A 25,689-nucleotide genomic window follows, 5' to 3' on the forward strand; every position below is an offset into this window, starting at 1 on the left:
CGGGGATGAGCACGAAGGACTTCGTCGAGAAGGACTACTACAAGGTCCTCGGTGTCCCGAAGGACGCCACCGAGGCCGAGATCAAGAAGGCGTACCGGAAGCTCGCCCGCGAGTTCCACCCGGACGCCAACAAGGGCGACGCCTCGGCCGAGGAGCGCTTCAAGGAGATCTCCGAGGCGAACGACATCCTCGGCGACGCCAAGAAGCGCAAGGAGTACGACGAGGCCCGCGCCCTCTTCGGGAACGGCGGCTTCCGCCCCGGCCCCGGCGGGGCCGGCGGCGGCTCGTTCAACTTCGACCTCGGCGACCTCTTCGGAGGCCAGCAGCCGGGCGGCGCGGGCGGCGGCTTCGGCGGCGGCCTGGGCGACGTCTTCGGCGGGCTCTTCAACCGCGGCGGCGCGAGCGCCGGCGCGGGGACCCGCGTCCAGCCGCGGCGCGGCCAGGACATCGAGTCGGAGGTCACCCTCTCCTTCACGGAGGCGGTGGACGGGGCCACGGTCCCGCTCCGGATGTCCTCGCAGTCGCCCTGCAAGGCCTGCTCGGGCACCGGCGACAAGAACGGCACGCCCCGCGTGTGCCCGACCTGCGTCGGCACCGGCCAGGTCTCGCGCGGCAGCGGCGGCGGCTTCTCGCTGACCGACCCCTGCGCGGACTGCAAGGGCCGCGGGCTCATCGCCGAGCACCCCTGCGAGGTCTGCAAGGGCAGCGGCCGGGCCCGGTCCTCCCGGACCATGCAGGTCCGGATCCCGGCGGGGGTCTCCGACTCCCAGCGGATCCGGCTGCGCGGCAAGGGCGCTCCGGGCGAGCGCGGCGGCCCCTCCGGCGACCTCTACGTCGTCGTGCACGTCGACGCGCACCCGGTCTTCGGCCGCAAGGACGACAACCTGACGGTGACCGTCCCGGTGACGTTCGCGGAAGCGGCGCTGGGAGCCGAGATCAAGGTTCCGACCTTGAACGGCCCCTCGGTGACGCTGAAGCTGCCCCCGGGCACCCCGGGCGGCCGTACGATGCGGGCCCGCGGCAAGGGAGCGGTCCGCAAGGACGGCACCCGCGGCGACCTGCTCGTCACGGTGGAGGTCGCGGTCCCGGCCGAGGCCGAGCTCAACGACAAGGCCCGCGAGGCCCTGGAGCTGTACCGCGAGGCGACGGCGTCGCACGACCCGCGCTCCGCGCTGTTCGAGTCCGCGAAGGGAGCATGACATGGACGGCCGCCGCAGGAGCCACTACCAGCTCACGGACGAGACCCCGGTCTACGTGATCTCGGTGGCCGCCCAGCTCTCGGGCCTGCATCCGCAGACCCTGCGCCAGTACGACCGCCTCGGCCTGGTCTCGCCGGACCGCACGGCCGGGCGCGGCCGGCGCTATTCGGCCCGCGACATCGAACTGCTCCGCACGGTGCAGGCCCTGTCGCAGGACGAGGGCATCAACCTGGCTGGCATCAAGCGGATCATCGAGCTGGAGAACCAGGTCGCCGCGCTCCAGCAGCGCGTGGCCGAACTCTCCAGCGCGGTCGACGGCGCGGCCGCCGTCCTGCAGCAGCGCGAGGCCCAGGTCCACGCCTCGTACCGCCGCGACCTGGTCCCGTACCAGGCCCCGGCACCGGGCAGCGCCCTGGTGGTCTGGCGCCCGACCCCGAAGCGCCCCCTGGACTGAGCGCGGCCCGCCCGCACGCGCGCGCAGCACGCACGAAGAAGGCCCCGCCCGGATGATCCGGGCGGGGCCTTCTCGCTTACGGGACTGCCATGCGGACTCGGGGCCCTCCGCTGGGCCTCGGCTAGTAGCCGAAGACCGGGAGTTCCTTGCCGCGAGAGTTCCAGAGCCGCGCCGTGCCGCCCTCGGGCTCGCTGAGTGTCAGGCGGTCCGGCTCGTGGGTCACTCCACCCAGCAGCCCGCCCTTCCCGGGAACGGGCCATTCGACGGTGAGGTAGTCACCGGGAGCGAGTTCGAATTCCGTTCCCTGGGGTTCGAACTGGACCGTGAGCGGGGTGTTCGGTCCGGCTTGGACGATGAATTTCACAGTCGGCACTTGGTCACCAGTTCTCCAGGTAGTAGTCCATCAAGTCCGCCCGGGGTTTGGCGCTCGGGTTTTCGCGGCCGGCATCCTTGGAGTCCTTCGCGATCTTTCGGTAGCCGTCGCGGACAGCCTCGATGTCCCGGCGAAGGTAGTTTTTCTTGACCTTCGCGAGCTGCTCCGGGTTCATGAGGTCCTCGTTGCCCGGCACCCCGTCGGGGCTAGTCCTCTTCTTGTTGTTGCCCCACAGCTTTCCCTTGCCGAAGGCATCGTCAAGGCTCTTTCCGCCGTAGCGCTTGGCAATGATCTTGAGCTTGATGAAGTCCTCCGCTCCGGCAGCGGCGGCTCGTGGCTTCGGCGGGCCGGCCTTGTCCAAGGCGATCGCCTTGTCCATCCTCCTCGCCTCACCGATGATCTTGATCGCCTTGGCCCACTTCGCCCAAGGCAGGTCCATCGCAGCGGTCAAGCAGCCCTTCGCGGACAGGGTGGCACAGGCCACCCAAGCGGCCGCGTCGGGGGCGATGACGAGCAGGAGGAAGTCGCCGACGAGAGCCGCCCCGGGGGACCTCTCGTACGAGAACAGGCCGAGAGCCGCAGCGCCGTCGCAGAAGGAGTCCTGGCTGTCGATGTTGAAGCACCGCGATGTGCTCAGCCAGAACTTCAGCCGCTCCTGGTAGGTCTTCTTGTCCCCCGCGTAGCGGACTGCCAGTTCCTTCGCGGACGGGAGGCGCCCACCGTTGAGGTGGGTGTCGCCGTAGCTGTCGACGGTGACAGTGACGGCGGCTTCCACGGGCTCGACGTCCTCTGGATCGTCGGGCTCGTCCTCGTAGTACCCTCCGTTGGTTCCGCCGCCGCCCCCGCAGTACCCGTGTCCGTAGCAGCTTTCGAGCCCGGTCGGGTCCATCTGCGAGACGGGGTTGTTGTTGGCGTAGTTGTACCCGTTCATCTGGAGCGGGTTGGTGATGTCGATGACCGGGTCGACGGAGATGAAGCGTCCGGTGGTCGGTTCGTACTCGCGGGCGCCGATGTGGGTCAGGCCCGTGGTGCTGTCCTCGACACCGGTGCCGAGGAAGGTGCGGCTGCCGGACCAGTTGGTGGCCATCGCACCACGCTGGTTGCCGTACGGGTCGGACTTGCGCCGGGTCACCGGCTGCCCGGTCTTCTGCTCGACCGAGATGGTGGCGGTGTTGTGGTGGTCGGCCAGCAGGACCGTCAGTTTGTGGGCGGTGGCACTGCCGCGGGTCTGGCGCACCGTGGTCGGGGCGCCGGCGCTGCCGTAGTAGCGGACGGCGTCGACCGCCTCGCCGGCCTTGTTGACGGTGACCTCGGTCTCGCCGAGGTAGAGGGTGCGGCTGCTGCCGGTCTCCTCGATGATGCGGTTTCCGTCCGCGCCGTAGATGTAGGTGGTGGTGCTGTCGGTGAAGGTCCACTGCTGGGCGGCGGCGTTCGCGGTGCAGGTGAAGACGTGCAGGTCGTTGCCGTCGACCGGGTTGTCGTTGGGGACGGTGATACAGGCGTTGGCCGCCGCGTTGTAGAGCGACTTGTCGCCGGCGCGGTACGTGAACTTCTGCTTGGGGCTCCCGTCACAGGTGGACAGGCGGGCGTAGAGGCCGTCCGCGGTGAGGCACTTGTCGAGCGCGCGAACGGTGTCGCCGGTCAGGCGCCACTGCTGGGCGCGGGTCTCGTTGCACGGGTACAGCTGGACGGCGGTGCCGTCCGCGTTGGAGCCTTCGGCCACGTCGAGGCATTTGCCGGCCAGGCCGGTGACGGAGACGGCCCCGATGCCCGGGCTGGTGGCCGAGGTGAGCTTGTTGCTGCGGTCCCAGTTCAGGGTCTGGGTGTCCGCGTCGATCTTCCGGGTCTTGGTGTTTCCGGTGGCGTCGTACTCGTAGGTGGACTGGGAGAGCAGCGTGGTGCCCTGCTTCCTCTCCACCTTGGTGAGGGCGTGGGGCCGGGTCTTGGACAGGAGCTGGCTGCCGCCGGGGGGATCGACGCCGTAGGTGTACGTCGACGTCTGGTCCAGTGCCGAGTTGGTGAGGTTGCGGTTCACCAGCTTGGTGCGGTTGCCGATCTTGTCGAACTCGTACTCCTGCCAGTACCCGTCACCGTCCGGGCCGGCGGTGACGTCGCTGAGCGAGGGCCCCGTGCACGCGGCGGTCTTGCCGGTCCAGGCTTTGGTGAGCTGGCCCATCGGGCTGTAGGAGAAGCACTGCCGGTCGATCAAGCCACCCGGCCGGGTGTCCGTGATCGAGGTCGGGTTGCCCACCACGTCATAGGTGTATGACAGTGCCGAGAGCCGGTGATCGCCCGGCGTCTCGCGGTCGGAGATCGACTGTGTGACGCGACCGGTGTTCGGGTCGTGCAGATTGGTCGTCCACACCCGGTTAGGGGCCTTGCCCGACGCGGTGCGCAGGACCTCGGCGAAGGGGCTGTAGACCGTGTCCGCCGTGTACCAGGACAGGCCCGACATGGTCTCGGGCAGGCCGTCGGCGTTGTACCGGGTGATCAGCTTCTCGGCCGCGAGGCCACCCGGGGTTGAGGGAAGAGTCGTCGACTGCAGCCGGCCCGTGGGGGTGTAGGTGCTGGTGTAGGCGTAGGTGCCGGCCAGTCCCTTGGTGGCGGCGGTGTCGGGGATGGTGAGCTTCGTCCCGGTGGGGCGGTACTCGCTGTCGTAGCCGGTGGTCTCGGTCTTGTACGCCGCCCCGTTGACGTGCGACGTGGCCGAGACGGGCTTGCCCTTTCCTCCGGTCAGGGTGTCGTAGGTCCACGATGCCGTCAGGAGTCCGGTCGCGGTGTCCTCGCGCGACTCGGTCTTGCGACCGAGCTTGTCGTAGGTGCTGTAGGTCCGCTTGCCGGCCGCGTTCTCGGCCCAGATCTCCTGGTCGAGGTCGTTGTAGCCGAACGAGGCACTGCCCATGTCCGGGTCGGTGGATGCGACCAAGCGGCCACGGGCGTCGTGCGAGTACGTCCAGTCGTTGCCGACCGAGTCGCTGACCTTGCTCAGGTTGCCGCGCACGTCGTACGCGTACGCGGTGTCGTTCCAGGTGGTCAGATCGGTGGCCGTGTACTTCTGGACCAGCGTCGTGCGGTTCAGCACGTCGGTCCAGGTCTTGGTGGCCTGGCTGCCCGCCAGCGGAGCGGAACCGTTGGCGGACATCCCGCTGCGTGTGATGGTCCAGTCACCGCCGTGCGTGATGACGTCGGAGTGGTGCGCAGTGCCCTCGTACAGCGTGGTGTTGAGTACCGGGCGGCCCTGACCGTCATAGGCGGTCACGGTGGCGTTGGGGACGTGGAAGTCCGTCTCCGGGACGAAGATGTTCTTGTCCGGCTCCCCCACCGCGTAGTAGCCGTTGTTTGCCCGGCGGACGGTGCCGTTCTCGCCGAACAGTTTGTCGCTGACCACGCGGCCGCCGCCGATGGCTTCCGTCTGGGTCTGACGCGGGCGCAGCAGGCCGTCGTAGATCTCGATGGAGCTCTCGTAGGTGCCGTTGTCCCGCAGGGTGCGAGAGGTCACGGCCGGGGGGTCGTGCTCGGTGATCTGGTACTCGAAGGTCTGCCGGGCCTTGTCGATGGCCGGGTTCTGGGACGGCGTCCACACCGCGGAGGTACGGCCCAGGGGGTCGTACTGAGTGGTGACCTTGCGGTTGTTCTGGTCCGTGACCTCCAGGACCGCACTGCGGCCCGGGTCGAACTTCGTGGACGACTTGTGGGTCAGCGTGTTGGTTGAGGTCTGGGTGAAGACCGGACCGGTCGCCGGGGTGAACGTCGTGCTGAGCGCGTTGCCGGCGGGGTCGTAGGACTTGACCACGCGGCCGAGGGCGTCGTACTCGAAGCGCCCCGTGTTGATCCAGCCGGTGCCCGCTCCGTCCTGGGTGTCCGTCTGGAAGGGCAGGCCCTTGACCGGAGCGGTGCCGAAGGCGTTCAGGGCGTCGTACGAGGTGCGGGTGTTGGACAGGACGGTGCCCGTGGCCGCCTGCGCACAGGTGCCGGACGTGGCGCGGACCTTCTGCGGCAGGCCGATCAGGTGCTTGGCCGTGTTGTGGACGTATTCGGTGGTGGTGCAGCTCTGGTCGTTCACCGTCCAGCCGCCGGAGCCGTTCGAGGTCATGACTTCGGTCTGCGCGGTGGTCTTCAGGCCGTAGGTGGGCTCGAAGGTGTCGGTGGCACGCGTCAGGCGCATCCCGCCGTTGCTGATCGCCTCGTACCCGTCGGTCCGCGAGGTGTCGACGCGGAAGGCTTCGAGGGGGGTGGTGCCGTCCCGCGGCCGCGAGCCCGTCTTCTTGAACTCGTACCAGGTCAGGTCGCGGCCGGCGACCGTGGCGCCCGCCCCCGCCTTGGTGTACGTGATGGTCTCCGCGACCTTGCCCTGGTACTGGGACAGGTCCTCACCGAGGGTCTCGGTGTTGGTGGAGTCCTTGACGGTGATCACCGCGCGGCCCGCGTCGCCGGACATGCCGCGGAAGTAGCGGCTCCGGGACTGGGACTGCTCGGTGGCGTCCGCCATGCCCGCGTTCGCGGTGACGCCCTTGGTCGTGACGACCGAGGCGTAGCCGCGCCACTGGTTGTAGGTGCGCAGTTCGGGCTTGGTGAACTCGTCGTCGTCCTTGGCCCAGGCGGCGGCGCCCTCGTAGGTGTAGCTGGTGGTGACGTCGGGCTGCCGGGCGACGCGGTCCTTCTCGGTGACGCTGTCGACGAGGTACTTGTTGAACCACTCCAGCGGCGGAGTCTCCAGCTCACCGTCCGGGGACCAGTGGTTGGGGAAGCAGCGGGTGGTGTTCTCCTCGGGCTTCGGGTGGGTCGTGCCGACCGCGCACGGGGCGGAGTAGTCGACGTAGACCTCGCCGCCGGTCTCGTTGCGGATGGTCTCCACACGGAGGCGGTCGTAGTCCGGGGTGGCGTCGTTGGCGCTCTTCGCGACGCGGTTGGGCATGTCCTGGACGTTGGCGAGGAAGGAGACGGCCGGCAGCGAGGCGCTGAGCTGGTTGCCGTTCTCGTCCTTCTTCGTGCCGTAGCCGGTGCGCGTGATCGACTCCAGCCACAGCGGCGGGTGGGTGTCGGTGCGCTGCTTGGGGAACGACTGGTCCAGCGTCCACGTGTCGACCTTGGACAGGTCGGTGGTGCCCTCGGTGCGCTGGCCGTAGGTGGTGATGCCGGTCAGGCGCTTGCGGGTCCAGAAGCTGGGGACCGAGACGTAGCAGGTCTCATCGGTGAACGTGCAGTTCAGCGTGGACGGGGTGTCCCACCAGGGCTGCTTGAGCTCGTAGTTCTTCGAGGTGAACTCGGCGTCCTCGCACTTCGTGGCGCCCTCCGCCTTGCAGCGCTCGGCCACGGTGAACTCGACCTTGGCGGCCGGGGGGCCGGAGAGGTTGTCCGAGCGCAGGCCGTAGGAGATCTGCGAGGGGTAGCCGCCGCGGATGTAGCCGACCTGGTCCTTGTTCTTCTCCTTGACCTTCTCGTTCTTGGAGTAGCGGTTCTCTTCCCGCTTCCAGTCGATGATCAGGGCGTTGCCGTGGACGTCCTCGACGTAGTCGAGGTTCCAGCGCCAGGCCTGCTTGCAGGAGGAGTCCGCGAACGCGGTCGCGTGGCAGGGCTCGCCGGTGTGGTTGCCGAACACGGGGACGTTGAAGACCGAGTCCGTGACGGCCCGGGTGCCGGCGCCGTCCACGTCGTGGCGGCCGAAGAAGTACTTGGTGCCGTCGCGAGCGGTGACCTGCCAGTACTCGCCGTCCTTCGCGCCGTTGGCGACGTTCGCGTCGGTCTTGCGCTCGACCTTGGAGCCGTCGTCGTTGGCGGGGATCCAGGCGCCGGTGGCCGTGTCGTGGACCAGCTCGGTGCTGCTGCCGCCGAGCGACATCACCATGTTGTCGCCGGCCCAGCACAGGTCGTTCTTCTTCTTGTCCGTGCTGTTGTCGTTGTTCGGCGCGTTCTTCAGGTCGGCCGAGCAGGAGCGGTAGCGCCGCTCGACGAAGCCCGGGTGGTAGTCCCAGCCGTCACCGATCCACGAGGCCTGGCCGTTGGCGACGGAGGTCTTGCCGTCCACCGCCTGGGAGCCGTAGGACAGGGAGATCTTCGGCTCCGGGCCCGCCGGGGGCGCCGGGACACCGAGGGGGTAGCTCCAGGAGAAACCGCCGCCGCTGCCGCCGGCCGTCCAAGTGCCGGACGGGGAGAGGGAGGTGGCCTTGTACGTGCCGCCCGCGCCGGAAGCGGAGTCCGTGGCGGCCAGCACGGTGGGACCGCCGCCGCCGACGGCCATGGTGCGCATGCCCTGGCCCGGCGCGGTGGCCGGATCGACGGTCGCGCGGACGGTGCCCGTGGCGGGGTCGTTGGTGCTGGGGATGTGCTTTGCGGCGCTGCACTCGGGAACCAGAGGCGTCGTCAGGAAGCACGCGGGGAGCTGCTTGAGCTCCAGACGCGTGGACCACTCGGTGCCGTAGAGGTCCTCGAACTGCTTGTAGTCCAGCTGCACGTCGACCGGGGTCGAGCCTTCGGCCGGCGGCGTGACCTTGATGATCGCGCCGTCGAGGCCGGCGGCCTCCGTGGCCGTGCGGGCTTCGACGGACACCGCCCAGGTGCCCGATGGGGCGGGCGGGGTCGGGTTGCTCTCCGTGGGCGAGGCCTTGCCGATGCTGATGGGCAGCGTGCCCGCCTTCACCAGGGCGGTTCCGCTGCCGGCGCTGAGCGCGACGTCGGCCGAACCGGCCGCCGGAGGCGTCACCTTGGAAGGTTCGTACCCCGCCGGGGGCTGCCCGGGGGCGCCCGCCCAGCCCTCCAGTTTCGCGGCCTCGACCTTGTCCAGCTTGGCCTTCAGATCGGCCTGAAGGTCGGGCAGCTGGACTCCCGAGCGTGGGCCGGGCGTCGCCGCCCAGGCCTGCGCCGGCAGCAGAGTGGCCAGCAGCACCACGGAGAGCGTGACTCCGGTGCGTGCCATGTGTTTGCGCGCCTTCCCGTTTCCGGGCAGGCGCAAATTACGCGCCGCAAAGGGCGACATGTTTCCCCCCATACCGCTGCCGTCCGGTTATCGGACACCCGGACGGCAAAGGATTGACAAATTGCCAGCAGATCTTGGAGGGATTGGTCGGCCGAAGTCCACCGCAACCGGGGTTGGAGTGGCCTTAATCACTCAATGAGATTCATATGTTGGTGAAAACCGGGTGATTCAGTGTCACCGGCCTCTGGAAGTCGGCCAGTTGGGGGGTGTTTTGCGCCGATGGATAGTCCATGATCGGGTCGCACTTTTGTCATCAAACGGCAAAGTGGAATGCGTGCGTTCGATTTGGCGCCCGAGGGGGAGAAGTAGAAATGCTTGTCAGCGATTCCGAGACCGAGGTGGCGGTCGTGGCCGACGAACCACCGAAACCCCGGTGGTTCCGGCGCCGCCGGAATATGGGCGGAATGGCCGCGCTGCTCGCGCTGGCGGTGGCCGTACCGGTCGGCGTGCAGGTGGGCGGGGACGGCGACCGGGGGAAGAAGCCCGCCGCCCGGGGGGCCGGTGCCCCGGTCACGGCGTCCGAGGCGCGCGAGCGGGCCGCGGAGAGCGGCAAGGACGTCGAGGTCACGGCGGACCGGAGCTCCAACACGACGACCTGGGCGCAGCCCGACGGCGTGTTCAGGAAGAACATCTCCAGCTCCGCGGTGCGCGCCAAGGTGGGCGACCAGTGGAAGTCCATCGACACCAACCTCGGCAAGACCGCGGCCGGTTACGCCGCCAAAGCCGTCAACGGGAGCGTCGTCTTCAGCGCCGGGACCGCCGGGACGGCCGGGACCGCCGGCGCCGCGGCCGGCGACGACCGGGCCTCGCGCGGCGTCGTGCGATCGGCCCTGACGGTGGACGCGCCCGGCCAGGTGTGGACGGAGCTGGTGCGCCTGGGCGTGGACGGGCACGAGATGACGGTGAGCTGGCCGGGCGTGCTGCCCGAGCCGGTCGTCGACGGCCCGCGCGCCCTGTACGAGAACGTGCGCCCCGGCATCGACCTGCTGATGACCGCCCAGGACGGCGGCTACTCGCACCTCCTCGTGGTCAAGGACAAGCAGGCGGCCGCGGACCCGCTGCTGGCCGAGCTGAACTACCGGCTCGCCTCGCCCGACCTGTCGTTCCAGCTCGACGCGGAGTCCGGCTCGCTCTCGGCGCGCGACGACAAGGGCGAAGAGGTCGCCGGTTCGCCGTCCCCGCTCATGTGGGACTCCTCCGGCAAGGTCCGCACCACGGACGACGTCCCGGCGTGGAAGGCCCCGGCGGCCGCGAAGGACCACCCCACCCTGGGCCTGCCCGGCCTGGCGGGCGCGGAGGGCGCGCACCTCTCGGTCGCCGCGGCCTCCTTCGCGGAGGGCACGCTGTCGCTGAAGCCCGATACGACGCTGCTGAACGCCGCGGACACCGTGTTCCCGGTGTTCGTCGACCCCTCGTTCAAGGGGCGCAAGAACGCCTGGTCGCTGCTCTACAAGACGGCGGGAAGCACCAGTTTCTACAACGGACAGAACTACAACGCGTCGGGCACGAACGAGGCCCGTGTCGGATACGAGGCGGACTCCGGCGGCACTTCTCGTTCGATCTTCAACTTCGCCTTCGGCAATGAGCTGCACGGCGCCGGTATCCAGACGGCCACCGTGCGCGCCTTGCAGACCTATTCGTGGTCGTGCTCGCGCAAGAAGATGGACATCTACTCGACGCACCTGGTCACCTCGTCGTCGAACTGGAACAACACCACCGGCTGGTGGGGGAACAAGGTCGCGGAAGAGGACGCGGGTTACGGCTACAACTCCTCGTGCCCGGACAACTGGGTGGCCCCGGACATCAAGGGCCTGGTGACGCAGGCGGCGAGCAGCGGCTGGACGCAGCTGGCGCTCGGCTTCAAGGCGCCGAACGAGTCGGACTCGTACTACTGGAAGAAGATCCTCGCCAACGGTGAGAGCGCCCCGTACATCGAGATCACGTACAACTCCCGGCCGGACACCCCGGTGGCGACGAACATGAGCACCTCGCCCGGTGGCCCGTGCCTGACGAGCGGCACGGGGACGAGCATCGGCAAGACGGACGTGTCGTTCCAGATCAAGGGCAGCGACCGCGACGGCAACCTCAAGCTGCTGCAGCTGGAGGTCTGGGACGCGGTCAGCGGCGCGAACGTCTGGAACGAGTGGATGCAGGTGAACAGCTCAGGCGTGGTCACCCGCAGCGTGCCCTTCGCCAAGTTCACCTCGGGCCGCAAGTACTACTGGCTGGCGCGCGCCCAGGACGCGGACGGATGGTGGTCGCCGGGCTCCGGTCCGGCCGACTCCGGCTCCCCGGGCTGGTGCACCTTCACCATCGACCACACGGCGCCCGCCAACCCGGCCGTCCGCTCCTCCCACTTCCCCGCGCCGGGACCCGACGGAGCCGAGTGGAGCCTGAACCCGGCGAGCACTCCCGACCAGTTGATCGAGGTCCTCGGCAACGGCACCGCGGCCGCGGACATCCGCGAGTACCAGTGGAGCCTGAACCACCCCACCTGGGAGAACAAGGTCACGCCGTGGCAGAACGACCTGGCCTCCATCAAGCTCCAGGTCGACACCGCCGGACCGAACGTCCTGTACGTCCGCACCGTCAACAAGGCCGGCAACATCTCCGTGCCGACCGAGTACCTCTTCTACGTCCAGGCCCGCCCCGGTACCGACACCCCCGGCGACGTGACCGGTGACGGCTCGCCCGACCTGCTGGCCATCGACAAGGACGGCAACCTGCGCACCTACGCCGGTGACAAGCAGGGCGACACCGACGCCTTCATCCCGGGCGCCGTGGAGAACGGCAAGCCGGTCGCGCCCGGCTACTGGAAGGACGCGGCCACCGGCAAGGCCGCGCTGATCGGGCACGCCACCGACTGGCACCCGGGCGACGGCCTGACCGACCTGATCGCGGTGATGCCCGACGGGAAGATGTACATCTACCCGGGGACCGGCACCGGCCAGTTCGACGTGGGCCGCCGCCAGGAGATGCAGCTCCCCATCAGCGCGCCCGATCCGGCCACCTTCCGGCAGATCGTCGTCACCGAGGACATCGACGGCGACGGCCTGGGCGACCTGTTCGCCCTGGACGCGGACGGCTTCTGGGCGTTCTCCGGCTACACCGGGTCGAGCTTCGCCTCGTACCGGAAGATGGCCACCGGCTGGGCGGCCCGTGACATCGTCGGCGTCCGCGACGTGTCGGGCGACAAGATCCCCGACCTGCTCTTCCGCGACAACGCCAACGCCAACCGCGGTCTGGCGCTGCGCAAGGGCAAGGCGGGCGTCAACGGCGGGGCCGATCTGACCTCGCTGCAGTTCGCGGCGAACGCCGAGGGCGGCGTGGACCACACGTACGCCACCACCGGATGGGGCCGCGCCGAGTACCCGCGCGTCCTGGGCAGCCCCGACGCCAACGGTGACGGGATCGCCGACATCTGGGGCGTCGGCACCACCGGCAACCAGTGGCTCATCCAGGGCGGGGCGGCCGTCGTCGGCGGACCGGCCGGCCGGGACGAGGACAACTGGCACACCTTCCTCGGCATCGGATAGCGGGAGCCGAAGACGACCGCACCACGAAGCGGCGCCCCGCCCCGGCCGAGAAGCCGGGGCGGGGCGCCGCTCGCGTTCCTCAGAGGTCGTGGTCCTCCAGGATTCCGGACTGGGCGATGAGGAAGCCGAGCTGGGCCCGGCTGCCGCTGCCCAGGGAGGCCGCCAGTTTGGCGATGTGGGCCCGGCAGGTCCGTACGTTCATCCCCAGCCGGCGCGCGATGGCCTCGTCCACGTGCCCCTCGATGAGGAGCTGGGCGATGGAGCGCTGCACGCCGGAGATGCCACCGGGGGTGTGCCGGTACGTCACCTCCGCCGTCAGGGGCACGGCGCGGTGCCACAGCTGCTCGAACACCTTGATGAGGTAGTCGACCAGCCCCGGGTGGCGCAGCTCCAGGGCCGTGCGGCGGTCGTCGCTCGTCGGGATGAAGGCCACCGTGCGGTCGAAGATCATGAGACGCTCTATCAGTTCTTCGAGCGTGCGGATCTCCACCTTCCCGGCGGAGATCCGGTCCACGTACGCGAGCGTGCCCTGGCTGTGCCGCACCGTGTGCTGGTAGAGCGTCCGGATCCGGACCCCGCGGTTGACCAGGGGGGCGGCGCGCTCCAGTGCCTCGGTGAGGACGGACGTGGACCGGGCCCCGCCCGGTTGCACGGTCAGCACCTCGGTGTGGCACTCGGCGGTGGCCAGGTCCAGGGCGGCGTGGATCTGGTCGAAACCCTCCAGCACGGTGATGGCGTGGGTGTTCGAGGGGCTCTGGGCGCTGATGGTCAGAAACGGCTCGAATGCGTCGGTGAGATCTATGGTGTCCCGGCGCCGGTCCTGAATTTCCCGTTCGAGCGGGTGCAGTCGTTGTGCGAGTGCGACGGACGGGGGAACCGCGCGCAGCTGGTTCGCGTCATCCGGGTCGGGTCTCAGGAGAGCGAATTCGAGCAGGCAGGGGGCGTGCTCCACCTCGGTCCGAGCCACCCGGCCGGTGCTCAGCGCCGCCGTGTAGAGCCGCGTCCCCTCGGCGCACATGGACGTGACGGGGTGGGGATGTGTCGGTTTTGTGTCGCTTCTGGGCAAATCTCCACCCCCCAGGGTCCTGAACATGCAAGAACATGATGCATCGTCCCTGTGGCAGTGACGTGCCCGAATGAGCCATCGTCTGACACGCGGGGGAGAAGATTTCCATCAAGTGAGGACGAAGCCGACCATGTACAAGAGAATGCTTCGCTCGGTACTTGCCATTGGGTTCTCCGCCGTTGCGGTCTTTGGGGCAGTCAGCGCCGTCGGCGGGGACGTGGGGGGCACCGAGACGACAGCGGGGACGATAGGCAGGCCCGATCTCGGCTGGGACACCACTCCCCACGAGCTCGGTACGGCCTCCGCCGCATCCACCCACGACCTTGGCTGGGACTGATGACCCCCGACGACAGCGGCTTCCGCCGCGAGATGGCCTCAGCGTACCGCTCAGGCTGGCAGTTCATCGATCTCACCAGTGCCATTCCCTATGCCGGTGACTCGTTGAAGGTCACCCTCTTCGGTCAGCCGATCATCGTCGTGCGAGAGGAAGACGAGGACGTCCGGGCCTACCGGTGTCTGCGTCGCCCGCGCGGCGCCCCGCAGCCCGTCCGCTGCGAAATCCGGTACGGCATGGTCTTCGTCAATCTGGACCAGCGTGATCATCAGCTATTCGAGCCCGAATCCGCAGCCACCCCCCGCAGTGCCTGAAGCGATTCCCCCGTCGTCGCAGATCGCTCAGGCGCTACCCCCACACAGCGACGCCATCGTGGACCTGACCACGATGGCGTCGTTGTGATGTCCGTGTCCAGTGGTTGAACCGGACAAGGTCGCGCGGGCCGTGATGCCCGCCGCCGGCCGCCCGGCCCGGCACCCCCCGGTGCCCACTGGTACCCCCCCCGGTGCCCGCCTACGCCCGCCCCATGGCCCGGTCCAGGGTGATCTCCATGACCACCCGGTCCGGGTTCGGCGACGGCGTCCGCCCGTACCGCTCCGCGTAGCGCCGTACCGCCTCCGCGACCGAGGCCTCGTCCGTACGGACCACCGCGCGGCCCTCCAGGGTCGCCCAGCGGCGCCCCTCCATCTGGCACACCGCGACCCGGACCCCGTCCCGCGGGACGGCGCCCGTGTCCTGCGCCGCCAGCACGTTGCGGACCTTCTTGCTGTGCTTGTTGCTGATCACCCGTGCCAGCCCGGCCTCCGGGTCGTACGTCACGCCCACCGGGACCACGTGCGGCGAGCCGTCGGGACGCGGGGTCGTCAGGGTGCAGACGTGCCGCTCCCGCCAGAAGGCGAGGTACTCGGGCGTCGGGTTGAGTACGTCATGGGCTGTGGTGGTTGCCGGCATGTGCGAAGGGTACGATCTTCGGCCTTGAGTGGAATAGACTCAACTTTATGCAGGTTATGCGTGTGAACTACACGCAAGCAGGCAAGCTGCGCACTGACCGCAGGGAGAGGAGAAGCCGCCCGTGGACGCCGAGCTGACCAACAGGAGCCGGGACGCGCTGAACGCGGCCACCAGCAGGGCCGTCAAGGACGGGCACGCGGACCTGACGCCCGCGCACCTGCTGCTGGCGCTGCTCGCCGGCGAGGACAACGAGAACATCACCGACCTGCTGGCCGCGACCGACGCAGACCAGGTCGCCGTGCGGGCCGGGGCCGAGCGGCTGCTCGCCGCCCTGCCCAGCGTCACGGGCTCCACGGTCGCGCCCCCGCAGCCCACGCGCGAGCTGCTCGCCGTACTGGCCGAGGCCGACGCGCGGGCCGGGAAGCTCGGCGACGAGTACCTCTCCACCGAGCACCTGCTCATCGCGCTGGCCGCCAAGGGCGGCGCGGCCGGCGAGCTCCTTTCCGACCAGGGCGCGACCGCGAAGAAGCTGCTGTCCGCATTCGAGAACGCAAGAGGAGGGCGGCGGGTGACCTCCCCCGACCCCGAGGGCCAGTACAAGGCCCTGGAGAAGTTCGGCACCGACTTCACGGCCGCGGCCCGCGAGGGCAAGCTCGACCCGGTCATCGGCCGGGACCAGGAGATCCGGCGCGTCGTCCAGGTCCTCTCCCGCCGTACGAAGAACAACCCGGTGCTCATCGGCGAGCCCGGCGTCGGCAAGACCGCCGTCGTCGAGGGCCTGGCCCAGCGCATCGTCAAGGGCGACGTCCCCGAGTCCCTGAAGAACAAGCGGCTCGTCTCCCTCGACCTCGGCGCGATGGTCGCCGGCGCCAAGTACCGCGGCGAGTTCGAGGAGCGCCTCAAGACCGTCCTCGCGGAGATCAAGTCCAGCGACGGCCAGATCATCACCTTCATCGACGAGCTGCACACCGTCGTCGGCGCGGGCGCCGGCGGGGACTCCGCCATGGACGCGGGCAACATGCTCAAGCCCATGCTGGCCCGCGGCGAGCTGCGCATGGTCGGCGCGACCACCCTCGACGAGTACCGCGAGCGGATCGAGAAGGACCCGGCGCTGGAGCGGCGCTTCCAGCAGGTGCTGGTCGCCGAGCCGTCCGTCGAGGACACCATCGCGATCCTGCGCGGGCTCAAGGGCCGCTACGAGGCCCACCACAAGGTCGTCATCAACGACAGCGCGCTGGTCGCCGCGGCCACCCTCTCCGACCGGTACATCACCTCCCGCTTCCTGCCCGACAAGGCCATCGACCTCGTCGACGAGGCCGCGTCCCGGCTGCGCATGGAGATCGACTCCTCGCCGCTGGAGATCGACGAGCTCCAGCGCTCCGTGGACCGCCTGCGGATGGAGGAGCTGGCCCTGAACAACGAGTCGGACCCCGCCTCCCGCGAACGCCTGGAGAAGATCCGCAAGGACCTCGCGGACAAGGAGGAGGACCTGCGGGGCCTCACCGCCCGCTGGGAGAAGGAGAAGCAGTCCCTCAACCGGGTCGGCGAGCTCAAGGAGCGGCTGGACGACCTGCGCGGCCAGGCCGAGCGGGCCCAGCGCGACGGCGACTTCGACACCGCCTCCCAGCTGCTCTACGGGGAGATCCCGGCGCTCGAGCGCGAGCTGGCGGAGGCCACCGAGGCCGAGGCCGAGGTGTCCAAGGACACGATGGTCAAGGACGAGGTCGGCCCGGACGACATCGCCGACGTGGTGGGCGCCTGGACGGGCATCCCGGCCGGCCGCCTGCTGGAGGGCGAGACCCAGAAGCTCCTGCGCATGGAGGACGAGCTGGGCCGCCGCCTGATCGGCCAGGGCGAGGCCGTGCGCGCCGTCTCGGACGCCGTGCGCCGCACCCGCGCGGGCATCTCCGACCCGGACCGGCCGACCGGCTCGTTCCTCTTCCTCGGCCCGACGGGCGTGGGCAAGACGGAGCTGGCCAAGGCGCTGGCGGACTTCCTGTTCGACGACGAGCGGGCCATGGTCCGGATCGACATGTCGGAGTACGGCGAGAAGCACAGCGTCGCCCGCCTCGTCGGGGCGCCGCCCGGGTACGTGGGCTACGAGGAGGGCGGCCAGCTGACGGAGGCCGTGCGCCGGCGCCCGTACTCGGTGGTCCTGCTGGACGAGGTGGAGAAGGCCCACCCGGAGGTCTTCGACGTCCTGCTCCAGGTCCTCGACGACGGCCGCCTCACGGACGGCCAGGGACGGACCGTGGACTTCCGCAACGCCATCCTGATCCTGACCTCGAACCTGGGCAGCCAGTTCCTGAGCGGGCCGGGTTCGATGGACCCGGCCACGGCGGCGGAGGAGCAGAAGGCCAAGGTCCTGGACGTGGTGAGGGCCTCCTTCAAGCCGGAGTTCCTGAACCGGCTCGATGACATGGTGGTCTTCTCCGCGCTCAGCCAGGCCGAGCTGGCCCACATCGCGGAGATCCAGATCGGCCGCCTCGCCAGGCGGCTGGCCGACCGCCGGCTCACCCTGGACGTCACGCCCGCGGCCCTGGCCTGGCTGGCGGACAAGGGCTACGACCCGGCGTACGGCGCCCGGCCGCTGCGCCGCCTGATCCAGACGGCGATCGGCGACCGGCTGGCCAAGGAGATCCTCTCCGGCGAGGTCAAGGACGGGGACACGGTCCGCGTCGACGTGGCGGGCGAAGGCCTGTTGGTCGGCAAGGTCCTCTGACCCCCTGAGGACGCCCGCAGCCCCGTACGGGGCTGCGGCCCTGGGGCCCCAGGGCCTGGGCCCCCGCCGCACGCGCAAAATCCCTTGAACGGCCATCCGTCCCCCTTACGGCGGGCCTACTCCTGTCCGCCCGGAGCGGATCGTGGCTGCGGGGGTGGACACGGGGTGGGCGCGATGGGGGAGGATGGCCGCATCCGCACGAAGGGAAGTCACACGGTGAGCATCGACCCGGCCTCGATTCCGAACTTCGGAGGGCAGCAGCCCGATCCGCAGGCCACAGGACCGGCGGGCCCCGTCGTCCCCGACCAGGACCTCGTGAAGCAGCTCCTGGAGCAGATGGAGCTCAAGTACGTCGTCGACGACGAGGGTGACCTCGCGGCGCCGTGGGAGGACTTCCGCACGTACTTCATGTTCCGCGGCGAGGACGAGCAGCAGGTCTTCTCCGTGCGGACCTTCTACGACCGCCCGCACAAGATCGACGAGAAGCCCCAGCTCCTCGAGTCGATCGACGACTGGAACCGCCGCACGCTGTGGCCCAAGGTCTACAGCCACACGCACGACGACGGCTCCGTCCGCCTCATCGGCGAGGCGCAGATGCTGATCGGCACCGGCGTGAACCTGGAGCACTTCGTGTCCTCCACGGTCAGCTGGGTCCGCGCGTCGATCGAGTTCGACAAGTGGCTCGTCGAGCAGTTCGGACTGGAGCAGGCCGTCGACTCGGCGGACTCCGCCGAGAAGGCCGAAGGCGACGAGGACGGCGACGGCGCCGCCGAGACCAACTAGGTCTCAGGCCGCCCTCACGGCGCCACTCCGGACGCGAGCAGCAGGTACGGCCCGTATCCGTAGCTGAGCCCGGCCAGCACCGCGGTCACCACGACCGCGGTGCGCGGCCGGGCTTTCGCCATGAGGGCCGCCACCGGCAGCAGCAGGGGGAACGCGGGCAGCAGGAAGCGCGGCTTCGACTCGAAGAACCCGGCGCCGCCGTAGGTCATCACCAGCAGCACGCCGGTGTACACGAGCAGCGGCAGCGGGGTCGAGCGGTCCGCCGCCAGCAGGCCCGCCAGCACCAGCGCGGCCACCAGCAGCACCACCGTCACGTGGGTGGCGAGCTCCACGTTCCCGCCGCCCAGCGCGTGCCGCGCGGAGGCGACCGCGCCGGCCCCGAAGTCGAAGCGCGAGCCCCAGCCGCTCTGCACGGCGAAGTACCCGCCGAGCGGATCGCCCCGGCGCACGCCGACCAGCAGGACGTACGAGGCCCAGCCCGCCGGCGCCGCCAGCGCGGCGGCCCACACCGCGGGCGCGCGGCCCCGCCGCCGCCAGAGCTCCCAGGCGGCGCTCACCACCACGGCGGCGGCGACCGCGATCCCGGTGGGCCGGGTCAGCCCGGCGAGCACGGCCAGACCCGCCGCCCACCCCCAGCGGCCGCGCAGCAGCGCGTACAGGGCCCAGGCGGCGAAGGCGGTCAGCAGGGCCTCGGTGTAGGCGAGGGTCAGCATGAGGGCGTGCGGCAGCACGGCCCACAGCGCGACGAGGAGCAGCCCGGCGCGGGCCCCCAGCAGGTGCGCCCCGACCCGGTACACCCCGACGGCGGCCGCTCCGGCGGCGAGCCAGGCGACGGCGAGCGCGGCGACGGCCAGGGAGCCGGGCAGCACCGCGGAGGCGCAGCGGATGAGGACGGGGTAGAGCGGGAAGAAGGCGGAGTCGCTCTGCACGGAGCCGATCCCGGGCCAGATCTGGGTGCGCCCGTAGCCGTTCTCGGCGATCCGCAGGTACCAGGTGGAGTCCCAGGACTCGCCGAGCACGCGTACGGGGCTGCGCCCGGTCCACCAGGCGGCCACGGCGACCGCCAGCACACCGGCCCCGCGGACGGCGGCGTACACCCCGAGGGCGACGAGCGCGCCGGGCGCCCGGCCGTGCAGGCCGCGCCCGCCGGGCTCACCGTGCCCGTCGCGCCCCTCGCGCCCGGTCCGTATGCCGCTGCTCGACAGCGTCGCCATGCATCCCGACTTTCCTGGTCTCGCCTGAGTACGCTCATCGGATGATGAGAGCTTCCGGCACGTTCGAGGTCGTCAGCTTCACCCCGGCACCGCTCGCCCCGGAGCCCGCCGTGGAAACCGGGCTCCCGGTCGGAGTCGCGACGATGGAGAAACACTACGAGGGCGAGAGCCTCACGGGCCGCTCGGCCACGCTCTTCACGGCCGCCTTCGACCAGGAGACGGGCGTCGGCAGCTACGTGGCGATGGAATCCTTCGAAGGCTCCCTCGCCGGCCGCGAGGGAGCCTTCAACTTCGTCCACTCGGACGCCACGGACGGCGGCCCCACCCGCGGCGCCGAACACTTCGCGATCGTCCCGGGCAGCGGCACGGCCGCCCTGAAGGGCATCACGGGCGCGGGCGGCCTGCGCGTCGACGAGAACGGCGTCCACCACATCTGGTTCGACTACGCCCTCCCGGCCTGACCCCGGAGCCGCCCCGCCGCAGCGCGCCGGGGCGGCCCCGGGCCTCCGCCGCCGCGCACCGCTCAGAGGCGGCGCAGGCGGTTCACCGCTTCCTCCAGGACGGACGTCTGCTTGCAGAAGGCCCACCTGACCTGGGTGGCGCCCGCCTGCTTGTCGTCGTAGAAGACCTGGTTCGGGATCGCGACCACCCCGCAGCGTTCGGGCAGCGCCCGGCAGAAGGCCAGGCCGTCCTTCTCGCCGAGCGGGGTGATGTCCGTGGTGATGAAGTACGTGCCCTGCGGGCGGTAGACCTCGAAGCCGGCCGCCGCGAGGCCGTCGGCCAGCAGGTCGCGCTTCGCGGCCAGGTCGGCGCGGAAGGACGTGAAGTACGAGTCCGGCAGGGCCAGCGCCTCGGCGATCGCGTACTGGAAGGGGCCGGAGGAGACGTAGGTGAGGAACTGCTTCGCCGAGCGGACCGCCGTCACCAGCTCCGGGGTCCCGGTCACCCAGCCGACCTTCCAGCCGGTGAAGGAGAAGGTCTTGCCGGCGGAGGAGATGGTGACCGTGCGCTCGCGCATGCCCGGCAGGCCGGCCAGCGGGGTGTGGGCGCCCTCGAAGACCAGGTGCTCGTACACCTCGTCCGTGATGACCAGCAGGTCGCGGGAGACGGCCAGCTCCGCGACCGCGGCCAGCTCGGCGGGGGTGAGGACCGTGCCCGTCGGGTTGTGCGGGGTGTTCAGGAGGAGGAGGCGGGTGCGCGGGGTGACCGCCGCCTTCAGCGCGTCGACGTCCAGGCGGAAATCGGGGGCGCGCAGGGTCAGCGGGACGCGGACCGCGCCGGCCATCGCGATGCAGGCGGCGTACGAGTCGTAGAAGGGCTCCAGGGCGATGACCTCGTCGCCCGGCTCCAGGAGGGCCAGCAGGGTGGCCGCGATGGCCTCCGTGGCGCCCGCCGTGACCAGGACCTCGGTGTCGGGGTCGTAGGCCAGGCCGTAGAAGCGCTGCTGGTGGGCGGCGATCGCGCCGCGCAGCTCCGGGACGCCGGGACCCGGCGGGTACTGGTTGCCCCGGCCGTCGAGGACCGCGCGCGCCGCCGCTTCGGCGATCTCGACCGGGCCGTCGGTGTCGGGGAACCCCTGGCCGAGGTTGATCGCCCCGGTGGAGGCGGCCAGCGCGGACATCTCCGCGAAGATCGTCGTGCCGAAGGCCGCCAGCTTGCGGTTGAGGAAGGGGCGGTTGGTGCGTTCGGGAGCGCTCATGGGCGCCATCCTGTGGGCAACCTCTGGACTTGCTCAAGTGTGCTTTGGGCCGTGCTGCCCGAGGGCATCCCCCCGGTACGCGGGACAACAGGGGATTCCGCACCCGGGAAACCGGGGGTCAGACGGAAGGGGGGACGAGCATGGTGGTCGTCCTGGTCTTGGTCGGCGTCGCCGTGGTTGTCGGCATCGGCTTCATCGCGGTGGCGGCGGTCCGCGCGGCATGCAGCGGGTACACGTCGGGCGGTTCGGGCGGGTCCGACAGCGCCGCCACCAGCAGCTGGTGGGTGGGCGGCAGCAGCAGTGGCGGCGGATCCTCGACGTCCTCCTGCGGGTCCTCCTCGTCCTCCTGCGGCTCCTCGTCCTCCTGTGGATCGTCCTCGTCCTGCGGCGGCGGAGGATGCGGTTCCAGCTGACACGGGGCAGCATGGATCCGTGGCCTCCGCCGCGGGAATACAAGAGACGCCCGCCGGGGACAACTTCCGTCGGGCGTCTTCTTGTTCGGGGCGACGGGGCCGCGCATTACGGCGTACGGGCGGCATGTTGTTGAACACGTGAACTGTGGAGCCCCCGAGGGGATGTAAACCCCGTCAAGTTGGGTAAAAACGCTGTGAGTGCCGTGCCTTTCATGATTCCCTCGGTTGAGTAGACCAGTCCTCGGACCTCCCTGGACTTCCTGTGGACCCGTGCCGGTGTCCCCCACCCGTTGACTACCGCTGGCGGGCCCCGGCCCATCTCCCTCGCGCGTTTGCGGAGCCGACTCATGCTCACGACCCTCCAGACCACCTATACCGACACGCGTGCAGCCGATCTCGCCTGGGCCCTGGGTCGGGACCGGCTGCCCGCCCTGGCCGTACTGAACCTCGAACTTGGTGGCGCGAAAGTGGAGTTGCGCCTCCTCGGAGCCTCCCACCAGGTGCTTCTGGAGGAGGGTGACGTGTTCTGTTCGGAGACCGTCGCCTGCATGCCCGGCAGCAGCACCCCCCTCCCGCTCGGCGTGGCCAAGCGGGTCGGCGAATGGGAGTACGAGTTCGCCGCCCGGGTCGAGACCCTCTCGCGCGGCTCCTTCGCCGGGCGGGCGCAGGAGCTGCTCGCTCTGGTGGCCGATCACCCGAACGGGCTCGCCGGGACCTTCCCCGGCAGCCCGCACGCCTTCACCGCCATGCTCGCGCAGCGCTACGAGGGCCAGGTCCGGTGGCGGACCTGGCACGCGTACCCGCAGGAAGGACAGCTGGTGGCGACCCGCACCCGGGTCGGCGTACGGATGGGGGCGGCGGGCGCGGCGGCCGCCGCCGCGGCCACGGCGGCGGCCGGCACCTTCGGAGCTCCCGTCGGGGCCTCCGCGGGAGCTCCCTTCGCGTCCTCCGTCGAATCGCCGGCGCTGATCTAGTCCCCGGGCTCCCAGGTCCCCGGGTCCGGTAGGCCCGGCTCCGGCGTCTCCGGCGTCTCCGGCTCCCGCGTCCCCGGCTTCCGCGTCCCCGGCTCCGGCGGGGGCGCCGCGGGGGCACGGGAGCCGGGGGTTGCCGAGCGGTTACGCCAACTGCCCCAACCAGTGCGCCACTTACACCCATGTGGGTGACCGGATGCGAGCAGGCGGTGACGTACGGTTCGCTTCATGATCGACCGTTCCGCCCCGCGCGGGGTGCTGCGCACCCGGTGGCGCCGCCTCCCGGCTCCGGAGCCGCGCGGAGCGGCCCGCGTCCCGGCTGCCCTTCCCGTACGGCCGAGGACCGGCCGACTCCTCGTCCTGGCCACCGTGTTCGTCTGCGCCGCCTGCGGGCTCGTATACGAACTGGAGCTGCTCGCCCTCGGCTCCTACCTCATCGGGGACTCCGTCACCCAGGCGTCGGTCGTGCTGTCCGTCATGGTCTTCGCCATGGGCGTCGGATCCCTGCTCGCCAAGGCGCTGCGCAACCGCCCCGCCTTCGGCTTCGCCGCCATCGAGGCAGCCCTCGCCCTCCTGGGCGGCCTCTCCGCCATGGCCCTCTACGCCAGCTTCGCCTGGCTGGGGGAGTCCCGGCTCGCGCTCGTCGCCTTCTCCTTCGCCATCGGCGTCCTCATCGGCGCCGAGATCCCGCTCCTGATGGTGCTCATCCAGCGGATCCGCAGACAGGACGCGGGCGGCGCCGTCGCCGACCTGTTCGCCGCCGACTACGTCGGCGCCCTCGTCGGCGGCCTCGCCTTCCCCTTCCTGCTCCTGCCCGTCCTCGGCCAGCTCTCCGGCGCCGTGCTCACCGGAACCGTCAACGCCCTCGTCGGCGGCGGCCTCGTCTTGTGGCTCTTCCGCCGGGACCTGAGCCGCCGCGCCCGCTGGCTGCTCGTCGCCGCCAACCTCGCCGTCCTCACCGTCCTGGGCTGTGCCACCGTCTTCGCCGACGACTTCGAACGCGTGGCCCGCCGCGCCGTCTACGGCGGCGAGGTCCGCGTCGCCGTGCAGACCGGCGTCCAGGAACTCGTCCTCACCGGCCCCGCGACCGGCTCGCCGCGCTCCCTCGACCTCTTCCTCGACGGCCGCCTGCGGGTCAGCGGCTACGACGAGTACCGCTACCACGAGGCCCTCGTCCACCCCGCCATGACCGGCTCGCACACCCGCGTGCTGGTCCTCGGCGGCGGAGACGGCCTCGCCGCCCGCGAGGTACTGCGCTACCGCGACGTCGCCTCCGTCACCGTCGTCGAGCTCGACCCCGGCGTCGTACACCTCGCCCGCACCGACCCGATGCTCTCCGCGCTCAACGGCCGGGCGTACGAGGACCCGCGGCTCGGCGTCGTCAGCCAGGACGCCTTCCGCTGGCTGCGCGGACCCGCCGCACACGGTCGCTTCGACGTCATCGTCTCCGACCTGCCCGACCCCGGCATCACCCCCAGCACGAAGCTGTACTCGCAGGAGTTCTACGGGCTGGCCGCCCGGGCCCTGCGCCCCGGCGGGCGCCTCGCCGTCCACGCCGGACCGTTCGCCACCAGGCCCCGCAGCTACTGGACCGTCGAGGCCACCCTGCGCGCCGCGGGCCTGAGCACCGCCCCCTACAGCGCGGGCGGCCGCCTCTCGGGCTTCGCCGCCGGGCCCGACCGGGCGCTCGGCGCCGCCGCCGCGCCGCCGCCGCAGGACTGGGGCTTCGTCCTCGCCGCCCGCGAGGGAGTCCCCCGACTGCGCGTGGACCGGGACACGCCCGCGCTGCGCTCACTGTCCACGCAGTCCCTCGGCGACGCCGCCCGCGACGCGGAACGGGTCCGCATGCCGGGCCTGCCGCCGTCGACGCTCCCGCACCCGAGGTACTCGTAACCCGCCCCGATGCCGGAGGACGGGTGACGGGTGACGGGTGCCGCCCGGGGCCCGGGGTCATTGACTTCGCCGCCTCACTGACGGGAAGCGGCCGCGTCGGTAGGCTCGAGCGCATGGAGCATCAGGTGTTCGTTCCGGTCCCCGCCGCCGACGTCCGCGCCGTGCTGCGCGATCCCGCCCGGGTGGCGCGCTGCGTACCGGGACTCCAGCAGGACGCCGACACCGGGGCCGGGCCGCTGTCCGGCCGGCTTAAGGTGCGGGTCGGCGGGCACACCGTGACCTACCGGGGCGCCCTGACCGTCACCGAGCGGGACCCCGACCGCTTCACCCTCTCCGGCGAGGGCACGGAGGTGCGGGGCAGCGGCAGCGTGAAGCTCTCCCTCGAGCTGCGCCTGACCGAGGCGGACGGCGGCACCCGGCTGGAGTTCACCGCCGAGGGCGCCGCCGACGGCCGGGCCGCCGCCTTCGCCCCGGAAGCGGCCGCCACGGCCGCGCACCGCCTCCTCGACCGGGCCGCCGGACACCTGGCGGCGCTCGCGGTCACCGACGCGCCCGAGGAGCGCGAAGCGCCCGAAGCGCGCCAGGATTCCGGGGCCGCGGCCCCGGCCGCGGACCTCGGCGCCGACCGTGCGGCCGACCGTGCGGCCGACCTCGACGCCGACCTCGACGCCGACCTCGACGCCGACCTCGACGTGGACCCGGGCCTGGACTCCGATCTGGACCCCGGTCCGGACGCGGACGCCGACCTCGACATCACCGAGGTCACCGCCTCCGTTTTCGACACCGAGGTCCCGCCCCCCTCGCTCGACCCGTTCCTCGACGGCACCTTCGAAGGCGCCGCCCTCGGGGACCTCGGCGGCCCCCCGCGCCCGCCCGCGGAGGCCGCCCACGCCCGCCGCACGATGATCGGCCGCAGCGCGGAGGAGGTCGACCACGCCCCGCCGCGCGGCCGCTACGCCCCGGTCCCCGCCCCCACCTCCGCCGCGGCGGGCGCGAACCTGCGCTGGATCGCCCCGGCAGCCGCCGTCGCCGTCGCATCGGCCGTCCTCCTGGGCCGGGCCCTGCGCCGCCGCCGCTGACCACGCGCCGCACCGTGCGGCCCTGAACA

17 protein-coding genes and 1 pseudogene are annotated in these 25,689 nt (G+C 70.9%); 11 read left to right on the forward strand and 7 right to left on the reverse strand.

Going from position 1 to position 25,689, the window contains the following annotated elements; translation table 11 throughout:
• Positions 1–5: 5 nt before the first annotated feature.
• Positions 6–1,199, forward strand: a complete 1,194-nt coding sequence (gene dnaJ / locus DRB96_RS00340) for a molecular chaperone DnaJ (RefSeq protein WP_112446221.1) — start codon at positions 6–8, stop codon at positions 1,197–1,199.
• Between the two features lies 1 nt (position 1,200).
• On the forward strand, positions 1,201–1,653 hold the full coding sequence (locus tag DRB96_RS00345) for a helix-turn-helix domain-containing protein (protein ID WP_112446222.1): 453 nt from the start codon (positions 1,201–1,203) through the stop codon (positions 1,651–1,653).
• A gap of 121 nt (positions 1,654–1,774) precedes the next feature.
• On the opposite strand, the gene DRB96_RS00350 is transcribed toward DRB96_RS00345, so the two are convergent.
• Positions 1,775–2,026, reverse strand: a complete 252-nt coding sequence (locus DRB96_RS00350; RefSeq protein WP_162688447.1) for a hypothetical protein — start codon at positions 2,024–2,026, stop codon at positions 1,775–1,777.
• A gap of 4 nt (positions 2,027–2,030) precedes the next feature.
• On the reverse strand, positions 2,031–8,939 hold the full coding sequence (locus DRB96_RS00355) for a ricin-type beta-trefoil lectin domain protein (protein WP_239515984.1): 6,909 nt from the start codon (positions 8,937–8,939) through the stop codon (positions 2,031–2,033).
• A gap of 371 nt (positions 8,940–9,310) precedes the next feature.
• On the opposite strand from DRB96_RS00355, the gene DRB96_RS00360 reads away from it, so the two are divergent.
• Entirely contained in the window at positions 9,311–12,535 is a 3,225-nt protein-coding gene (locus DRB96_RS00360; protein WP_162688448.1) for a DNRLRE domain-containing protein, read from the forward strand.
• Positions 12,536–12,614: 79 nt separating this feature from the next.
• Here the strand turns inward: DRB96_RS00360 and DRB96_RS00365 are convergent, their stop codons facing one another.
• Positions 12,615–13,628, reverse strand: coding sequence for a helix-turn-helix transcriptional regulator (locus DRB96_RS00365; protein ID WP_112446225.1), 1,014 nt, complete (start codon positions 13,626–13,628; stop codon positions 12,615–12,617).
• 103 nt (positions 13,629–13,731) lie between these two features.
• Between DRB96_RS00365 and DRB96_RS00370 the strand changes: the two genes are divergently transcribed.
• Together DRB96_RS00370 and DRB96_RS00375 are read left to right on the forward strand one after the other, a co-directional pair.
• The gene (locus tag DRB96_RS00370; protein ID WP_112446226.1) at positions 13,732–13,938 is read left to right on the forward strand and encodes a hypothetical protein; all 207 of its coding nucleotides are present in this window, start codon (positions 13,732–13,734) and stop codon (positions 13,936–13,938) included.
• Positions 13,938–14,249: a (2Fe-2S)-binding protein gene (locus tag DRB96_RS00375; protein ID WP_112446227.1), complete on the forward strand. Its 312-nt coding sequence runs from the start codon at positions 13,938–13,940 to the stop codon at positions 14,247–14,249. The genes DRB96_RS00370 and DRB96_RS00375 overlap by 1 nt, the downstream gene beginning before the upstream one ends.
• A 199-nt stretch (positions 14,250–14,448) precedes the next feature.
• On the opposite strand, the gene DRB96_RS00380 is transcribed toward DRB96_RS00375, so the two are convergent.
• On the reverse strand, positions 14,449–14,886 hold the full coding sequence (locus DRB96_RS00380; RefSeq protein WP_112446228.1) for a pyridoxamine 5'-phosphate oxidase family protein: 438 nt from the start codon (positions 14,884–14,886) through the stop codon (positions 14,449–14,451).
• Positions 14,887–15,007: 121 nt separating this feature from the next.
• Here DRB96_RS00380 and clpB point away from each other — a divergent pair, with 121 nt between their 5' ends.
• Entirely contained in the window at positions 15,008–17,608 is a 2,601-nt protein-coding gene (gene clpB, locus DRB96_RS00385) for an ATP-dependent chaperone ClpB (protein WP_112446229.1), read from the forward strand.
• 216 nt (positions 17,609–17,824) lie between these two features.
• A complete protein-coding gene (locus DRB96_RS00390; protein ID WP_112446230.1) occupies positions 17,825–18,391 on the forward strand; it encodes a YbjN domain-containing protein in 567 nt (188 codons plus the stop codon).
• 14 nt (positions 18,392–18,405) lie between these two features.
• Here DRB96_RS00390 and DRB96_RS00395 read toward each other — a convergent pair whose 3' ends face one another.
• On the reverse strand, positions 18,406–19,605 hold the full coding sequence (locus tag DRB96_RS00395) for a mannosyltransferase family protein (RefSeq protein ID WP_112446231.1): 1,200 nt from the start codon (positions 19,603–19,605) through the stop codon (positions 18,406–18,408).
• A 44-nt stretch (positions 19,606–19,649) separates the two neighbouring features.
• On the opposite strand from DRB96_RS00395, the gene DRB96_RS00400 reads away from it, so the two are divergent.
• Positions 19,650–20,066, forward strand: coding sequence for a DUF3224 domain-containing protein (locus DRB96_RS00400; RefSeq protein WP_112453110.1), 417 nt, complete (start codon positions 19,650–19,652; stop codon positions 20,064–20,066).
• A 62-nt stretch (positions 20,067–20,128) separates the two neighbouring features.
• On the opposite strand, the gene DRB96_RS00405 is transcribed toward DRB96_RS00400, so the two are convergent.
• Positions 20,129–21,313 carry a pyridoxal phosphate-dependent aminotransferase gene (locus DRB96_RS00405; protein WP_112446232.1) on the reverse strand — a complete coding sequence of 395 codons (1,185 nt, stop codon included), beginning with the start codon at positions 21,311–21,313 and terminating at the stop codon, positions 20,129–20,131.
• A gap of 109 nt (positions 21,314–21,422) precedes the next feature.
• Entirely contained in the window at positions 21,423–21,824 is a 402-nt protein-coding gene (locus DRB96_RS42580) for a hypothetical protein (RefSeq protein ID WP_162688457.1), read from the reverse strand.
• A 240-nt stretch (positions 21,825–22,064) separates the two neighbouring features.
• On the opposite strand from DRB96_RS42580, the pseudogene DRB96_RS00415 reads away from it, so the two are divergent.
• From DRB96_RS00415 to DRB96_RS00425, 3 genes and pseudogenes are all read left to right on the forward strand, one after another.
• A pseudogene (locus DRB96_RS00415) lies at positions 22,065–22,568 on the forward strand (DUF2617 family protein); the annotation flags it as partial.
• A gap of 348 nt (positions 22,569–22,916) precedes the next feature.
• Positions 22,917–24,581, forward strand: coding sequence for a polyamine aminopropyltransferase (locus DRB96_RS00420; protein WP_112446234.1), 1,665 nt, complete (start codon positions 22,917–22,919; stop codon positions 24,579–24,581).
• Between the two features lie 113 nt (positions 24,582–24,694).
• Positions 24,695–25,660 (forward strand): SRPBCC family protein, encoded by a 966-nt coding sequence (locus DRB96_RS00425; protein ID WP_112446235.1) that lies wholly within the window; start codon positions 24,695–24,697, stop codon positions 25,658–25,660.
• The last annotated feature ends 29 nt before the right edge of the window (positions 25,661–25,689 follow it).

It is taken from the genome of Streptomyces sp. ICC1, from assembly GCF_003287935.1.
Taxonomy (GTDB): Bacteria; Actinomycetota; Actinomycetes; order Streptomycetales; family Streptomycetaceae; genus Streptomyces; species Streptomyces tritrimontium.

Coding starts and splice junctions, on each gene's coding strand:
- DRB96_RS00345 (WP_112446222.1), top strand. CDS start 1,201: ATGGACGGCCGCCGCAGGAGCCACTACCAGCTCACGGACGAGACCCCG.
- DRB96_RS00420 (WP_112446234.1), top strand. CDS start 22,917: ATGATCGACCGTTCCGCCCCGCGCGGGGTGCTGCGCACCCGGTGGCGC.
- DRB96_RS00370 (WP_112446226.1), top strand. CDS start 13,732: ATGTACAAGAGAATGCTTCGCTCGGTACTTGCCATTGGGTTCTCCGCC.
- DRB96_RS00405 (WP_112446232.1), bottom strand. CDS start 21,313: ATGGCGCCCATGAGCGCTCCCGAACGCACCAACCGCCCCTTCCTCAAC.
- DRB96_RS00375 (WP_112446227.1), top strand. CDS start 13,938: ATGACCCCCGACGACAGCGGCTTCCGCCGCGAGATGGCCTCAGCGTAC.
- DRB96_RS00400 (WP_112453110.1), top strand. CDS start 19,650: ATGAGAGCTTCCGGCACGTTCGAGGTCGTCAGCTTCACCCCGGCACCG.
- DRB96_RS00365 (WP_112446225.1), bottom strand. CDS start 13,628: ATGTTCAGGACCCTGGGGGGTGGAGATTTGCCCAGAAGCGACACAAAA.
- DRB96_RS00380 (WP_112446228.1), bottom strand. CDS start 14,886: ATGCCGGCAACCACCACAGCCCATGACGTACTCAACCCGACGCCCGAG.
- DRB96_RS42580 (WP_162688457.1), bottom strand. CDS start 21,824: ATGCGCGGCCCCGTCGCCCCGAACAAGAAGACGCCCGACGGAAGTTGT.
- dnaJ (WP_112446221.1), top strand. CDS start 6: ATGAGCACGAAGGACTTCGTCGAGAAGGACTACTACAAGGTCCTCGGT.
- DRB96_RS00395 (WP_112446231.1), bottom strand. CDS start 19,605: ATGGCGACGCTGTCGAGCAGCGGCATACGGACCGGGCGCGAGGGGCGC.
- DRB96_RS00425 (WP_112446235.1), top strand. CDS start 24,695: ATGGAGCATCAGGTGTTCGTTCCGGTCCCCGCCGCCGACGTCCGCGCC.
- DRB96_RS00360 (WP_162688448.1), top strand. CDS start 9,311: ATGCTTGTCAGCGATTCCGAGACCGAGGTGGCGGTCGTGGCCGACGAA.
- DRB96_RS00355 (WP_239515984.1), bottom strand. CDS start 8,939: ATGGCACGCACCGGAGTCACGCTCTCCGTGGTGCTGCTGGCCACTCTG.